The following is a 14,868-nucleotide window of genomic DNA, read 5'->3' on the forward strand; positions in this document are numbered from 1 at the left end:
TTCACGGTCCCTAGCCCAAACCAATTCCTTCCTCTTAAGTCCTCAATCCTAAAACCTCTCAATACTCCTCCCGCAACGGACCCACCGAGGGTAGCGAGTCTCGCACCATCGTGGAATCCTGCATTATTTGCTGGATGATGGGCAGGAGGCTGTCCTGGGGGATACCGAGTTGCAGCAGGCTGTCGCGGAGAGTGCTGTCCAGCCGCAGGCTGTCGCGCAACTCGGGATCAAAGCGGATTTCGAAGGGGAAAAGCGGCCGCAGCGGCAGCGGATTGGACAACTCCTTCTCCGGCGGCGCCCCGGGCCGGGTGGGTTTTGGCGGACGGCCCTCAATGCGGCGCATCCGGCGGGCACGGTCGATGAGCAGGGAGTCGGCCCGCAGGGCGGCCGTCTGGATTACGTCCTCCCGACAGTCCTTACGCAGCTTGTCCGAAAGGGCGGCGACGCGTTCGGCTACCTTCTCGGCCACCAGGGCGGTGGAGTCCACGGAACGGTTCGTGCAGGCGGTGGCCATCACCAGTAGGATCAGCGCCAGGGTGACGGGATGAATGCCGGAGCGCATCATTGGCGGCGGGTTTGGGGAATCCGGGCCCGCAGCCGGGCTTCTTCTTCCAGTTGTCGCTGTACGATGCTGTCCGTGGCCAGGGCCACCTGGTCGTCAAAGGTCACCCGGCAGATGCTGTCGATCAGGGGGCGGAGGCTGTCCATCTGGGCGGTGACCATCCGGTCCACCTGCTCCCGTTCCTCCAGCGTCAGCCGCACGTTGAGGCCCTCGTTGCCGGGGCCACCACAGCTGCTGCCGCCCAAAAGGAGCACAAAAAGGGAAAGCATGACGGTGTAATGACGACGCATGCCACAAACTTACGATAGTTGGGCTACCTTCGCCAACAAACAAGCTCTTAGTTGCATGGATCCGCTGCGCATTGGTATTTCGATTGGTGACGTGAACGGCATCGGCCCGGAAGTGGTCGTCAAGGCCCTGAGCAGACCCGGGGTGCTGGACCTGGTCACTCCGGTCATCTACGCCACCCCGCAAGTCCTCAAGGACTACCGCGGGGAAGAGGATCGGGCCTTCAATTTTGAGATTATCCAGGACCCAGAGGCGGCCGAAGACGGCCGCATCAACCTCATTGAGGCCTGGGAGGGCAGCATCGACCTCAACCCCGGTCAACCCACCGAGGCCGGCGGCCGCGCCGCCGCCAAATCCCTGGAACGCGCCGTGGAGGACCTTAAGGAGGAAAACATCGACGCCCTGGTCACCGCCCCGATCAATAAATCGGTGATGCCCAAAGACGATTTTCCCTATCCCGGGCACACGGAAATGCTGACCGCGAAGCTGGACGTCAAGGAAAGCCTCATGTTTCTGGTCGCCGACGAGTTGCGGGTGGGCGTGGTGACCAACCACATCCCCGTTTCGGAGGTGGCGAAATCCGTGACCAAAAACCGGATCCTGGACAAGCTCCGCATCATGGACGCCAGCCTGCGGGCAGATTTCGGCATCGAACGCCCCGTGATCGGCGTGCTGGCCCTCAATCCCCACGCCGGAGACGAAGGACGGATCGGTAAGGAAGACGAAACCATCGTCCGTCCCGCCGTGAAGGCCGCCAAGGAAGAAGGCATCCTGGCCATGGGCCCCTTCCCCGCCGATGGCTTCTTTGGCAGCGGAAAGCACCTCAAATTCCACGCCGTACTGGCCATGTACCACGATCAGGGACTGATCCCCTTCAAGGCCCTCAGCTTCGGTAAGGGCGTCAACTTCACCGCCGGATTGCCCGGCATCCGGACCAGCCCCGACCACGGAACGGCCTACGATCTGGTGGGGCAGAACGCCGCCAGTCCGGATTCATTCCTGAGTGCCCTCTTCCTGGCCCGGGAGACCTACCTCAACCGGGAACGCTACGAAGAAGATACCGCCGATCCCCTTACCAGCCGGATGCATCTGGTGTACAAAAAGAAGCCCCGACCCAAGCGCGGGGGTGGAAAAGGGGGCGATCAGTCCGGAAAAGGTAAAAAATAGCCCGGAAGTCTTCCGCCGGGAAAACCATTTGCGCTACCGCTGCTTTAGGGAGGAGTTGTGCGGCCGACGTAGTCGGTGGCTCACCCAATCCTTATCCCCATGCGCCAGTACCGCCTCCCGGTCCTAATCCTGTTTGCCTTTTTTGCCGCCGCGGCGGTTTACGGCTGCTTCAACCTGAAGTTCAGTTTCGATTTTCAGCAGTTTTTTCCCCGCGGGGACGAAGACCTGGCCTTCTTCCTGGAGTTCATCGAAGAGTTTGAGGGAGACGACAATTTCCTGCTGGTGGCCCTGGAGCGGGAGCCGAGCATCTTCGACAGCAGCTTCCTGGCGCAGGCCCACGATTTCGCCCTGGCTACCCGTGAGCTTCCCGAAGTGGAAAGCATGCAGTCCCTGACGACCTTCGGCTACCCGGTCAAAACGCCCTTCGCCATTACGACGATTCCGGCCATTCACCGGGATGACCCCTCCTATTACGCTTCCGACAGCGCCAGAATCATGCAGGACGAGCGCTTTGTGGGCAACCTGATCAACAAACGGGGAACGGCCCTGGTCATCGCCCTGAAGACGCCGAGCTTGATTGGCCTGGAGGAAAGTCGGAGTTTGATGGCGGGGCTGGAAAACCTGGTCCAGCAGTACGATTTCCCCGATCATCATTACCTCGGTCCGGCCTACTTTCAGAAGGAACTGGTGGAGATGCAGGTGCGGGAAGTGGCGGTGTCGGCCATCGTCTCCGGATTGCTGGTGGCCTTCATCATGTTCCTGCTCTTCCGGCGGCCCCTCGGGATCGCCGTGGCCCTGACGAGCATCGGTCTCGGCCTGCTGCTCTTTATGGGGCTGCTGGGCCTGCTCGGACGGGAACTGAATGCCATTGCGGCCCTCTACCCGGTGCTGATGATCATCGTCGGCACCAGCGACGTGATCCACATTATGTCCAAGTACATTGACGAGTTGCGGGCGGGTCGGGACAAGGAATCGGCCATCAAAATTGCCATCAAGGAAATCGGTCTGGCGACCCTGCTGACCTCCCTCACCACGGCGGTCGGTTTTGCGACCCTGCTGACGAGTCGGATCGACCCCATCCGGAATTTCGGCATCAACGCGGCCCTGGGCGTGATGGTGGCTTACGTCACGGTCATTTTGTTCACGACGTCCCTGCTGAGCTTTCTTAGCGTGGATCAGATCGTTAAGCTGGGGCGGCAACAGGCGTTCTGGGATCGCTTGCTGGAGTCGGGCTATCAGTTTACGCGCCGGCGGCCAGGTGCCATAAAAATTGGTGCGGCCGTGGTTGCCGTATTGTGCGCGGTTGGCATCAGCATGATTACCACCAATTACCGCATCGAGTCCACCTTGCCCCGGGACCGCAAGATCACGGAAGACTTCCTCTTCTTCGAGCGGGAACTGAGTGGCTTTCGCCCCTTCGAATTGGCCGTCACCGCCCGGGATACGAACCGGATTACGGATTTCGCCGTCATGCAGGAAATCGGGGCCATCGAAGATTACGTAAAAGAATTCCCCTTCGTCCAGAGCACCGCCAGTATTTCGGCGGTCTACCGGAGCATCAACCAGATGTTCAACAATAACCGGCCGGAGGCCTACGAACTTCCCGACGATCCCGCCACCTACCGGCGCTACCAACGCATGGCGGACCGGGTGCCCGCCCTGAACCTGAACGTCCTGATGAGTAAAGATCGGACCAAGGCCCGGATCACCAGCCGGATGGATGACCTGGGCGCGGACAGCATCAAGGTATTCCTCCAGCGCACCGACACCTGGATCAACGAAAATATCGATACCTCCCTGATCGATATCCGGAGCACGGGGACGGGGCTGATCATCGATAAAAACGCGGAGTATATCCGCCGTAACCTCTTGCAGGGCCTCGGACTGGCCGTACTGATCGTGTGTGGCCTGATGGCCCTGCTTTTCCGCAGCTGGCGGATGCTCGTCGTCAGTCTGGTACCCAACATTTTGCCCCTCCTGCTCGCCGGCGCCATGCTCGGTTATCTGGGCATCGAACTGGAGGCCGGCGTCAGTATCGTATTTGCCATCATCTTCGGCATTGCCGTAGACGATACGATACACTTTCTCGCCAAGTACCGACTGCTTCGGGGTAGGGGAGTAGGCGTCACGGAGGCGATCCACAAGACCTACCGGGAGGCGGGCAAAGCCATTGTACTCACTTCGGTGGTGCTATTCTTTGGCTTTCTCGTGATGCTGTTCAGTATCCACCCACCCAGCGTTACCATTGGCTTGTTGATCAGCCTGACTTTGGCCAGTGCCGTGGTAAGCGACCTCTTGCTGATCCCCCTGCTGCTCAAGTGGCTGGACCGGGATTAGCGCTTCTCAACCTTCTTGTCCGCTACGACGATGTACTGGTATTCCAGCGTCTGATCGTCGCTGCTCACCAGGTGAAAGCCCGCCTTGCGGAGCATTTCTTCCAGTTGATAGAGCGCAACGCGCTTATCCTGAGGCGGACCGATGTCCGTCCGTTTTTTCTTCCAGTCGACGATGACGATTCGGCCATCGGGCCGGAGGGCCGGGAATAGTTTCTTCAGGTAATCCACCTGATTGTTGATCTCCAGGAAGGTGTTGACGATGAGGATGATGTCCACTTCCCGGTCCTCCAGGTTGGGGTCGTTGGCCGTCGCCAGCCGGGGTTCCAGCCGGGGCTGGAATTTCTGGGGGAGCTCAAATTGCTTGAGGGTGTCCAAATATTGGATGTAGCGCTCGTCAATCTCAATGGCGATGACCCGGTCGGCCAGTTGGGCGAGGCGTTGGGCGAAAAATCCCTCTCCCGCGCCGATGTCCGCGATGACCTTTTCTTCCACGTCGCCCATGGCGTCGATGACGGCACCGGGCTTTTGCCAGATCAGGCGCTGTCGATTTTCTTCATCTGAAGTTGGCACGAAAATGTCTTCGGACGGTGGTGGGGGAGGCTCCGTGCACGCCCCAATCATCAGGCAGGAAAGAATGGCCAACAAAAAAAATCGCATGAAACGGGTTTTAACTGGCGGGTAAGATAGGGTGATTAACCGTTCCGGTATTTGTCCGCTCCCCGATCGGTGACTTTTTAACCCAACTTTTAGACGTACGGGACGAATCCTAGGATATTCTTAAAGGGAAGACTACTAGGGGGCGAGTTGGCATAATTCTTTCATCAGCGCGAGCATCTTGTTGCGTAACGGACGACCCTCCATGGTGTGATTATTGACCATGATGCAAAAGGCCAGCTCCCGCCCCTTGGCGCTTCGGATGTAGCCGGCGTAGGCACGCACTGCTCCCAGGGAGCCACTTTTCGCCCACAGTCGGCCGTCGGCCACCGTCCCCTTCAGGTAGGAGCGCATGGACCCCGTCTTCCCGGCCAGCGGAATGCTCTGCCGCCAACGGGACTTCCCAGCCTGGCTGCGTAAGAAGGCCGTCATGAACTCCGGCGAGAAAAAGTTTCTGGTCGCCAAGCCGCTACCGTCTTCAAATTGTAGTCCTTTGGTGGGAAGCCCCCGCTCTTCCAGCCATTCAAGATAGTATTCGGGGCTGGCCAACAGGGCTAATTCCCGACCCCGCTCCTTATTAACCGCGCGCAGCAGCGCTTCGGCGTACAGATTATTACTCCGCAGGTTGGTTCGGTCAACGAGGCTACTCAATTTCGGAGAATGGTGCTCATCCAGCACCTTAACGGACGGACGGTCATCGGCCCCCAGTTGCCGGGTGGTAACCGCCGGTAGGCGGACGGCAACACCCTCCGCGGCCAGGGCCTCCCGCAGCAACTGGGCGAGAAACAACGGCGGATCCGGGATGGCCCCCTTGATGGTAAAGGTTCCCGTACCGACGGGGATGGTCCCCCGCACGTAGTTGTCGTACCCGTAGGGCGCCCCATAGATGTAGGCCTGGTCGCCACTGCCCCTTGGCCCGGAACGTAATTCATTGCTGAGGCTCAGTCCGGGGACGCTTGGCCGCAAGCGTTGTACGGCGGGACGATCCCCGACTCTAGACCGCTGCAGCAGGTCGAGGAAATAAAAATTTTCGTGGACGTTAAGCCCGTAGGCGCCCGCGCCATAGTAATTGCCCAGATCCGCCCACGGCCACCCCGGAGCGGAGCCATCGGTGCCGAAGTAGGCGTCATCCGCGATGATTCTTCCCCGGACTTCGGTGATGCCGGCCCTACGGATTTTATCCACCCAGCGATCCAGCAGCTCGGGGAGTCTGGGAACTCCCTCCAGATAGGGACTGGCCAGACTGGGGTCCCCTCCCCCCTCAATGATGATGTCTCCCGAAAGCACCCCTTTTTCGAGGGTGCCGCTGGAAAGCAGGCGTGTACGAAAGGTATGATCTGCTCCCAGAACATCCATCGCGATGGCGGTGGTGATGAGTTTTTGGGTAGAAGCCGGAATCAGGGCCAGGTCCGGCTGATGGGCGGCCAGTCGCTGTCCGGTGCTGACGTCCACCACGTCAATGGCCACCACCGCTCCGGCCAGGTCTTCGTCAAGGGCAAAGGCCCGTACGGCCTGGCTCATACTACCCTGCGCCGTTGCGGTGAGGTCCGAAAAAAAGATGAGAAGCAGGAGCAGGATCAGGTGGCGGGTCATTGGTTTGGGGATTTTTGGGGCGGTCAGTTGGCCTTAGGGGAAAACGGAAGGATTTGTAAAGTATAAAAAAGCGGGGCAGCCACCAAGATGACTGCCCCGCCCTTTCGAAGATCAGTGGACGATATGCCGTCGTTTATGGCATCACGACGAGGCGTTCGGTCCGCTCTACCCCTTCGTTCGTCAGGCGCAGGTAGTAGACCCCCGCACTGAGTTGTCCGAGGTCAATCTGCGTGAGGGTGCCCGCGGGGTTCGCGATGCGGAAGGTTCTCAACTGGCGGCCAGTAGCGTCCAGTAAGGTGGCGTCAATATCGCTGGACCAGTTTCCGCTGGCTTCCAGGTTCAGCAGCCTCCGCACGGGATTGGGGTAAATGTTCAGGGAACGGTTGGCACCAAAGGACTGAAGACTCAGGGGACGGGTCTCCAGAACCCGGACCTCACTGATGGCCGTACCGCAGTCGTTGTTGGATAGTACCCGCCAGTAAATGGTGGTATTCTCCGGTAAGTCGAGGGTAAAGGACGTACGGCCCATGACCCGTTCGAATTCGATGGTGGAGAAGTCCTCAGTGAAGGAATACTGCAGCGTATAGTTATTGGTGCCCCCCACGGCGTCCCAGTCGAAGGTGACGTCTTCCGGACTGGTCCGGGCACCATTATCCGGTCCCACCAGCGTAGCCACCCCGGGAGCCAGGGCGAGCTGTAGGGGAATAACGAGGCTGTTGACCGTACCGTCGGTTGCCGTTACCGTCATGGTCAGGTCGTAGCTACCCGGATTGAGTCCATTCCACCCCTCGATGTTCACCGTCATGATGGAGGTGTTGGGATTGAAATCAGTCGTGACGTTGGTGAGTGTAGTCCCGTCGGCGTCTACGCTGACGGTGGGGCTTTCTCCGTAGGCGTTACCCAGCTGAATTTCCACGGAGGGGAATTCATTCTGGCAAACGTCCAGCTCGCTGGTGGAGGTCGTCAGGCCATAATCCTGAATGCCTCCACCGGAGGTGCAGAACAGGATTTCAAAATCTACGATGGAACCGCCGTCAAAGTCTGCGTTATCGGTCACCCTCAGGACCCAGTTGCCGACGGCGTTTTCTCCGTTGAAGGCGGAGAGCGCTTCGGCCGACTGGAAAGTGCCGGAAACGGCGGGATTGTCGGAGGTGCAGGCGTTTTCGAAGTCAGTGGAGGTCTGTGCCGCCTGATCAGTGAAGATGACCTGAAGGTTACTGCCGCTACAGGCGCCGCCATTTACCTGGTTGAAGAGGTTGATCGTAGTCCCGTCGGGAGACGTCAGGGTCGCACTCAGGTCGCCCGCAAAGGAGTGGGCGATTGCCAGGGAAACCTCCATGGATTCGATGAGCAGGCTGGCGGCCACGTTCAGGTTTGCCGCTACGGTAGGTGTTCCGGAGGAAGGAATCGTGACGGGAAGTCCGGTTGCCGCTGCGTTGGCGCAGGAGATGTCTGCCGTCGTGAAGACAAAGGGCGTGGACCATTCACTGGCACCACACTCTCCCACGGCACGGATGCGCCAGTAGAAGGTCGTGTTACCCGGGAGTGGGTTGGTAAATCCGGCGCTGGTGGTCGTAATGTTGGAACCGGAACCCAGGATGGTTTCAAAGTTTTCGTCGGCGGCCAGTTCAATGTCGTAACTCTCGGCGTTTGCCACGGGGCTCCAGCTTAGCAGCGTAGTGGGGGAAACGTCCGTACTTCCGTTGGCGGGAGTACTCAGCGTTGGCGCAGCGAAATCCTGGCTGGTGAAGTTGACCACCAGGGTGATGTCGTCCTGGGTGCTTCCACTACCCACCGTAACAACGACGGAGTAAACACCCGTGGGTGTGCCATTGTCGCCGGAGATCGTGAGGGTAATGGTTTCTCCACCGCCGGCGGTACTGGCCGACAGGGAAGTGCCGAACACGTCCGGAGCACTGCTGACCACCACGGGGCTACCGGCGGGGAATCCGGTGCCGAGCGTGAGGGGAACGTTAAGATCGGTGTTGGCGCAGGCCGTCAGGCAGTTGTCCGTCGTCGTAACGATGGTGTTGAGGTCCGACTGGTTAATGCCGTCCATGGACGTCATACCCGTTCCGCAGGGGTCGAGCCAGTCGCGCAGCCGCGTTCCGGCGCTGCCGCCACCTTCCCAGCTTACGTGAAAGTATCCGTAGACGTCGTAGGCCTGGTTGCCGCAGGCTGCCTGTCCACCAAAAAGTTGGCCCCGAACCCGCTTGTTTTTATCGAAAATCGGTGATCCCGAAGAGCCTCCTTCGGTGGTGCCGATGTCCCAGAAGGGTACTTCCAAAAGGTTGCCGTCGGCAACCGTAGGACCGTTTCCGTTATTTACCCGACGCGCCTGCTGAAAGGAGAAGGAAATTCTTTTTTCGTCCACGCCGGGGTGGTGAACGGCAATCAGGGTATCCGTGGGCAGCGCCGCTTCATTGGACCATCCCGCGAAAAAGGCATCAGCATTGGGGTTCAGGGGGTCGTCTAGCTCGGTGATGGTTACGTCCGAATTGGCGAAGCTGGCCAGATGGATCGTGCCAGAATTGAATACGTTGCGCTGACCGTTGCCGTTGCCGCCACTGGCACCCGAGTTGGGCTGGCGACAGAAGCTGTTTTCGAAGTTCCAGTAGGCGACCAGGCTGGGGGAGCTGTTGGCCGTAACGTTACAGTGGTTAGCCGTCATGAACAGCGGCCGTCCGTCTTCATTGGCGTTATTGATCAGAAAGCCCGTACACTGATCAATACCGTTGAGGGTGTAGGCGGCCACACTGCGGATGATATCACGGTAAGGCTCAACGATGCCCCAGCCATCATTTTCGCCGCAAACTACGTCGAGGTTACAGGCGCCGGAGGCGGACTTGGTAATGTCCACAAAGTCATGGTTGACGGAAGTGAGGTAGAGTTGTACTCCCTTGCGCAGGTGTTCCGGCGTGCGGAGCTCCAGCAGCAATTCATCACCAATGATTACCGGGGTCCATAGCTGATTGTGCACCTCATTATCTGCGGCGGTGAAGGGACCAAACCGCTCGGTGGCGGAAGAAATATAAAATTCTGCTCCCGCAGGCAGGTTGAACTCCGAGAACCCGAGGTTCAGGGTTTTTGCCCCGGCGCTCTGTACGCGCATCCGCCAGATGCTCGTGCTGCCCTGCTTGGTCCACTGTCCGACCTTGCCGGGCCGGATGGCCACCGGAAGGGAAACGGCAAATTTTGCGGGGCGACCCGGACGACGTTTGGCCATCTCCGCCTGCTTCAGGGCGTCATTATCTTGTTGGGGGAGAGTGTGAACGGGAACCTTCTCAAAGGTTGCCGGAGGGAGTGCGTATTGTGCCTCGGCAGAACTACTAAGGAACAGGGTCAGGAGTAGCGCCTGACAAAAAACGAAAAGTCTCATGATGATGATTCACTAGTTATTAGGTACACAAGGTACAATCTTCCGCTTGCCTTAATCTGGCAAATACTAAATTTGTATGATATCCGGCAAAGTCTTACCTTTGCCCTCCTTTTAAAAACCTCCGGTCCGGGACCCCCGGTACCTCCAATAATAAAGTACCATGAAAAGAACGTTCCAACCCTCCAAGCGCCGTCGTGTAAACAAGCACGGATTTCGTAGCCGCATGAGCACGAAAAACGGCCGTAAGCTCCTGGCCCGTCGTCGTGCCAAAGGTCGTTATAAGCTTACCGTAAGCGACGACACCCACAAAAAATAATTTCCCTTACCGGACCATCCGGGAGGTTGCAAAAGTGAATAGCCCATTGCCGCACCGCGGCAATGGGCTTATTTTATGCGTGGTCATGTCTCTTGGACCAGCAGTCAATAATTCTTCAGGATCAGACGTGCTCGTAGCGGGCGCGCACAAACATGAAAAATCCGTAGGCAAACAGACCTGCTCCCACTACGGCCAGCAGGGCTGCGCCCCAGCTGCCGTTCTCGAGGTAGGAAAGTGCTTCCCCAATGCCCTTGAACTGGCTGGCGTCAGACATCGCTGCAGCCCGGAAAAGGAAGTAGGCAATCACGGCGTATACCGTTGCCTGGGCGGCTAGACCTACCCGCCCGGCATACCGAAACAAGTCTTCGCGCTCGGAGGATAAATGTTGTCCCTCCAGGTTGTCCATATGGCGGTCGGTGACTGCCCGGTAAATCTGGTAGATGCCGACGCCGGCAACGATGATGCCCACCACCGCAACGAGCGTTTGCCCCCAGGGTTGGTTCAGCAGGGTGGCAACCATGTCTTCCTTGCCGCCGGTGCTGCCGCCGTTGGAGAACAATTCTTTAAAGGTGTAGACACTCAGGATACCGTAGGCCGTTCCGGAAACCGCCCAGCCAATCCGCTTGATGGTGCCGCTGGCGTCGGACCCCTCATTTTCGGTATCCTTGACGGCTTTGTACCAGCGCCAAGCACAATAGGCCAGCAGGCCACTACCGACCAGGAAAAGCAAAAACTGTCCGAGCGGGTTCCCCCCAATCCAGTCAATGACGTCCTTTGGCCCACTCGTAGAGCGGGCGGCACCAATGACGGTGGCTACAGCAAAAAAGCCAATGAGTAAATAGACAACTCCCTTGGCCGTGTAGCCGGCGGTGAAGAGTTTATTCTGGGTAGATTTTGATAGTCCCATAGGGATGCACTTTTTATTTTTTACAGCAAAAAAATGCACCGGGAGGTTCGTTATCCGTTTTTCTCTAACCAGCTAACGAACAGCCGCATACCGTAACCCGTAGCCTGACGGTCTTTGGCGAAAGGCCCCTGCTTGAGGGCTACTCCGGCGATGTCGAAGTGAATGTAGCGCGGGTGCTCATCGGTGAAAAACTCCAGGAATTTGAAGGCGTCAATGGCTCCGGCGATCGGACGCCCGCTGTAGTTTTTGATGTCGGCCACGTCACTGTCCAGGCTGCTGCGGTAACTGTCCCAGGGGGGGAGTGGCCAGACCAGTTCCCCGCTGTCCGTTCCGGCCTCCCGGAATTCCTGCATCAGTTCCTCGTTTTTGCTCAGCGTAGCGGCGCATTCGTACCCAAAAGTGCGTACGGCACTTCCCGTCAGGGTAGCCACGTCGATGAGAGTTTTGGGGGAGTAGTGCCGGTTGGCGTAGCTCAGCCCGTCACTCATCACGAGTCGACCTTCGGCGTCGGTGTCGATGATCTCAATGGTTTTGCCGCTGTAGCCCGTGATGACGTCGCTCGGTTTGATGCTCAGGGCGTCCACACTGTTGTCGGTGCTGGGCACGATGCCGATCAGGTGGACGGGCAGCCCCAGCCGGGCGCAGGCCTCCAGTGCCCCGAAAGTAGCCGCGGCTCCCCCCATGTCGCTCTTCATCAGGTGAAGGTTCTGACTGGGCTTGATGCTGAGTCCTCCGGTATCGAAGGTGATGCCCTTGCCGATGATGGCCGTAGGGCCATCTTCGCAGCCACCCCCCACGCCGCAGTACTCCATGATGATGAAGCGGGCGGGGTCTTCGCTGCCCCGGTTGACGGCCAGCAGGGCCCCCATGCCTTCGGCTTCACAGGCCTCCTTGTCGAGCACCCGCACGTGATATCCGTAGCGTTGCCCGGAGTCCAAGGCCCACTGGGCGAGGAATTGCGGGCGTTTGATGTTGGCCGGTGCATCAACGAGGGCCATGATGCGTTGCTGAACGTCCGCCAGGACCAGCGCCCGCTCGGCGGCGGCGATCAGCTCATCGTTGGCGTCCGGGAGGTACACGGCACCTGCGTCCTCGCCCAAAACATGACTTTTCTTATCGGATTTCCATTTCCCCGGCCGGTAGGTACCCAACCAGAGGCCTCCGATAAAGTCGGCCACGAGCTCGGGGGCGATACCCTGAGCGGTCAGTTGGAGGTTCGCCGCAAGAAACTCGGCCTCCTGATGGCTCAGACTGTGCCCCAGGTTTCTGGCCTTGGCGGGGGTGGCGTCATCGGGCAGACGGACCATAATGCCGGCTCCGCCCAGCTGCCGCAAAAAACTGCCTGGCTTCAGGTCTTCCTGGTGCGCAGGATCATCAGCAGCAAGTAGGGTAAGGGATAGCGCCTTGGGAAGCGCCGTCGGACTAATTCTCATAATGGCTAAATCAGTTTGGGGTCGGTGAGTGCTACAACTAAAGAATAAAGGTAGTTTATTTACCGGATGCCTCTGGCCCGGAGGTTGGCCACGTAAACGGCGATATTGCGGGAATGGCCCGCCATGGTTTTGGCGAAATTGTGGTACCCACTACCGTCTCCTCTGGCGCACATGAAAATGTAGTCGCTCTTTTCTTCATTCAGTACCGCATCGATACTGCCCACGCTGGCCATGGTGATGGGGCCGGGCGGAAGACCCGCATTTTTGTAGGTATTGTAGGGGCTGTCAAACTGCGTATGGCGGTTGAGGACCCGGCCGACGCTGAACTCCCGGGTGGCAAAAACCGCCGTTGGGTCAGCCTCCAGCCGCATGCCTTTGCGGATGCGGTTCAGGTAGAGGCCCGCAATGATGGGCCGTTCGTCGGGGCGTAAACTTTCCTTTTCCACGATACTGGCCAGGGTGTACACTTCGGCCGGACTGAGCTTGAGCGCCCGGGCCCGTTCCAGGCGGTTGCCGGTGTTCCAGAACCGGTCGTGCTCCTTGATCATCCGGGCGATGAATTCGCGCGGGGAGCTGTTCCAGTACAATTCGTAAGTATTGGGGATGAAGAGGGTCTGGAGGGTCTCCGGGGAGAATCCGATGCTGTCCAGGTAGGCCTCGTTCTGGAATAGCCGGACGAAGTCCAGGCTGTCGGGCTCCAGGAAGCGGGCCACCTTGGCGGCCACGTTCATGGGCTCCCGCTCGGTGGTGAGGACCACCTTGACGGCCTCCTGGCTTCCGTTGCGGAGCTTGCGAATCAGGTCCAGATAACTCATGCCCGGCTCCAGTTTGTAGCGGCCGGAGCGCATCTTCGGTCGCTTCCAGGCCATCCGCTCGGCCAGGGGGTCGAGGAGCTTACGGTCGGGCTCAATCCCGGCGGTCGCCAGTATCCCGAGGACGTCCTCGTAGCTGCTGCCGGTGGGGATCTCAATCGTTACCGGACCCTCAAGGTCATTCGGAACCGCCGGAGAGGCCGAAATTGTGTAGTAGGCGTATCCGAACAGGAGGACACCTACGGCCACCAGAAGGAGGATAATTTTCTTAACCATAGATTCAAATAACGCAATTACGGTCAGGGGCGTTGAGACTAACGGGGCGGAATCTACCAACCGGTACGCCCCCATGCTCTATCGCCGTACCCCTAATATTGTTCTTTCTCGTTCGGGAAGTCTTTGGACTTTACGTCGTTGACGTAGCGCTCCGTGGCGTCCTGGATCACGTCAAAGAGTTCGGCGTAGCGCCGCAGGAAGCGCGGGTGGAAGTCTTTGGTGATGCCCAGCAGGTCGTGGGTGACCAGCACCTGTCCGTCGCAGTCCGATCCACCGCCAATGCCGATGGTGGGAATGCTGATGCTTTCACTGACCTTGCGGGCCAGGTCGGCGGGAATCTTCTCCAGCACGACGGCGAAGCAACCGAGTTCCTCAAGTAGTTTGGCGTCCTTCATCAGGCGTCGGGCTTCCTGTTCCTGTTTGGCGCGGACGGTGTAGGTGCCGAACTTGTAGATCGACTGGGGGGTAAGCCCCAGGTGGCCCATCACCGGAATGCCGGCACTCAGGATGCGCTTGATGCTGTCTTCAACCTCACTGCCGCCTTCGAGTTTTACCGCGTGGCCACCGCTTTCCTTCATGATCCGGATGGCCGATTTTAGGGCCATCTTACTGTCTCCCTGGTAGGTGCCGAAGGGCAGGTCCACGACCACCAGTGCTCGCTGCACGGCCCGCACCACGCTGCTGGCGTGGTAGATCATCTGGTCCAGCGTGATGGGCAGCGTGGTCTCGTGACCGGCCATCACGTTGCTGGCCGAATCTCCCACGAGGAGCACGTCGGCACCCCCGGCGTCGAGGATACGGGCCATGGAGTAATCGTAGGCGGTCAGCATGGCAATTTTCTCGCCAACGTCCTTCATCTCCTGGAGGGTGTGGGTAGTTACCCGCTTGGCCTCCACTTTCTTGTGTACGCTCATGATGCGAAGGTAAGGTTAGTTAGGCTTAAGGATTTAGGAGTAAGGCTAAGGATGAGGCAAAGGCTAAGGAGTAAGGAGCGCTCCTCGGAGCCGTCGAACGAAGTGAGCTGCTCCGATTACTATAGTCCTTGCAAGTTTTGATGATACTTTTTGCAATACATAGTGTCTTTTTCCAGGCAGGCATAAAGGACTTTGATGATTTTGTTACGTACGGCATTGATTGCTTGTTTA

12 protein-coding genes are annotated in these 14,868 nt (G+C 58.7%); 3 read left to right on the forward strand and 9 right to left on the reverse strand.

Going from position 1 to position 14,868, the window contains the following annotated elements:
• Positions 1–58: 58 nt before the first annotated feature.
• Entirely contained in the window at positions 59–565 is a 507-nt protein-coding gene (locus E1J53_RS17490; protein WP_134271278.1) for a hypothetical protein, read from the reverse strand.
• Positions 562–852: a hypothetical protein gene (locus E1J53_RS17495; RefSeq protein WP_134271279.1), complete on the reverse strand. Its 291-nt coding sequence runs from the start codon at positions 850–852 to the stop codon at positions 562–564. The genes E1J53_RS17490 and E1J53_RS17495 overlap by 4 nt, the downstream gene beginning before the upstream one ends.
• On the opposite strand from E1J53_RS17495, the gene pdxA reads away from it, so the two are divergent.
• Together pdxA and E1J53_RS17505 are read left to right on the forward strand one after the other, a co-directional pair.
• A complete protein-coding gene (gene pdxA / locus E1J53_RS17500) occupies positions 851–2,017 on the forward strand; it encodes a 4-hydroxythreonine-4-phosphate dehydrogenase PdxA (protein WP_253932006.1) in 1,167 nt (388 codons plus the stop codon). The two genes, E1J53_RS17495 and pdxA, sit on opposite strands and share 2 nt — an antisense overlap.
• 99 nt (positions 2,018–2,116) lie before the next feature.
• Positions 2,117–4,354, forward strand: coding sequence for an RND family transporter (locus tag E1J53_RS17505; protein WP_134271280.1), 2,238 nt, complete (start codon positions 2,117–2,119; stop codon positions 4,352–4,354).
• On the opposite strand, the gene E1J53_RS17510 is transcribed toward E1J53_RS17505, so the two are convergent.
• The 3 genes from E1J53_RS17510 to E1J53_RS17520 all read right to left on the reverse strand — a co-directional run bounded on the left by E1J53_RS17510 (position 4,351) and on the right by E1J53_RS17520 (position 9,979).
• Positions 4,351–5,010, reverse strand: coding sequence for a class I SAM-dependent methyltransferase (locus E1J53_RS17510; protein WP_134271281.1), 660 nt, complete (start codon positions 5,008–5,010; stop codon positions 4,351–4,353). The genes E1J53_RS17505 and E1J53_RS17510 overlap by 4 nt on opposite strands.
• A gap of 135 nt (positions 5,011–5,145) precedes the next feature.
• Complete coding sequence (gene dacB, locus E1J53_RS17515; protein WP_134271282.1) at positions 5,146–6,600, reverse strand: D-alanyl-D-alanine carboxypeptidase/D-alanyl-D-alanine-endopeptidase; 1,455 nt, start codon at positions 6,598–6,600, stop codon at positions 5,146–5,148.
• Positions 6,601–6,733: 133 nt separating this feature from the next.
• On the reverse strand, positions 6,734–9,979 hold the full coding sequence (locus tag E1J53_RS17520) for a proprotein convertase P-domain-containing protein (RefSeq protein ID WP_134271283.1): 3,246 nt from the start codon (positions 9,977–9,979) through the stop codon (positions 6,734–6,736).
• A 160-nt stretch (positions 9,980–10,139) separates the two neighbouring features.
• On the opposite strand from E1J53_RS17520, the gene rpmH reads away from it, so the two are divergent.
• Entirely contained in the window at positions 10,140–10,295 is a 156-nt protein-coding gene (gene rpmH / locus E1J53_RS17525) for a 50S ribosomal protein L34 (RefSeq protein ID WP_134271284.1), read from the forward strand.
• 121 nt (positions 10,296–10,416) lie between these two features.
• Here rpmH and E1J53_RS17530 read toward each other — a convergent pair whose 3' ends face one another.
• The 4 genes from E1J53_RS17530 to panB form a co-directional block, all read right to left on the reverse strand.
• Positions 10,417–11,202 carry a DUF1206 domain-containing protein gene (locus E1J53_RS17530; protein WP_134271285.1) on the reverse strand — a complete coding sequence of 262 codons (786 nt, stop codon included), beginning with the start codon at positions 11,200–11,202 and terminating at the stop codon, positions 10,417–10,419.
• A gap of 50 nt (positions 11,203–11,252) precedes the next feature.
• A complete protein-coding gene (locus tag E1J53_RS17535) occupies positions 11,253–12,635 on the reverse strand; it encodes a M17 family metallopeptidase (RefSeq protein ID WP_134271286.1) in 1,383 nt (460 codons plus the stop codon).
• Positions 12,636–12,694: 59 nt separating this feature from the next.
• Positions 12,695–13,723, reverse strand: coding sequence for an endolytic transglycosylase MltG (mltG, locus tag E1J53_RS17540; RefSeq protein WP_134271287.1), 1,029 nt, complete (start codon positions 13,721–13,723; stop codon positions 12,695–12,697).
• A gap of 92 nt (positions 13,724–13,815) precedes the next feature.
• Entirely contained in the window at positions 13,816–14,637 is an 822-nt protein-coding gene (gene panB, locus E1J53_RS17545) for a 3-methyl-2-oxobutanoate hydroxymethyltransferase (RefSeq protein ID WP_134271288.1), read from the reverse strand.
• Positions 14,638–14,868 lie beyond the last annotated feature (231 nt).

It is taken from the genome of Lewinella sp. W8 (genome assembly GCF_004375085.3).
Taxonomy (GTDB): Bacteria; Bacteroidota; Bacteroidia; order Chitinophagales; family Saprospiraceae; genus Neolewinella.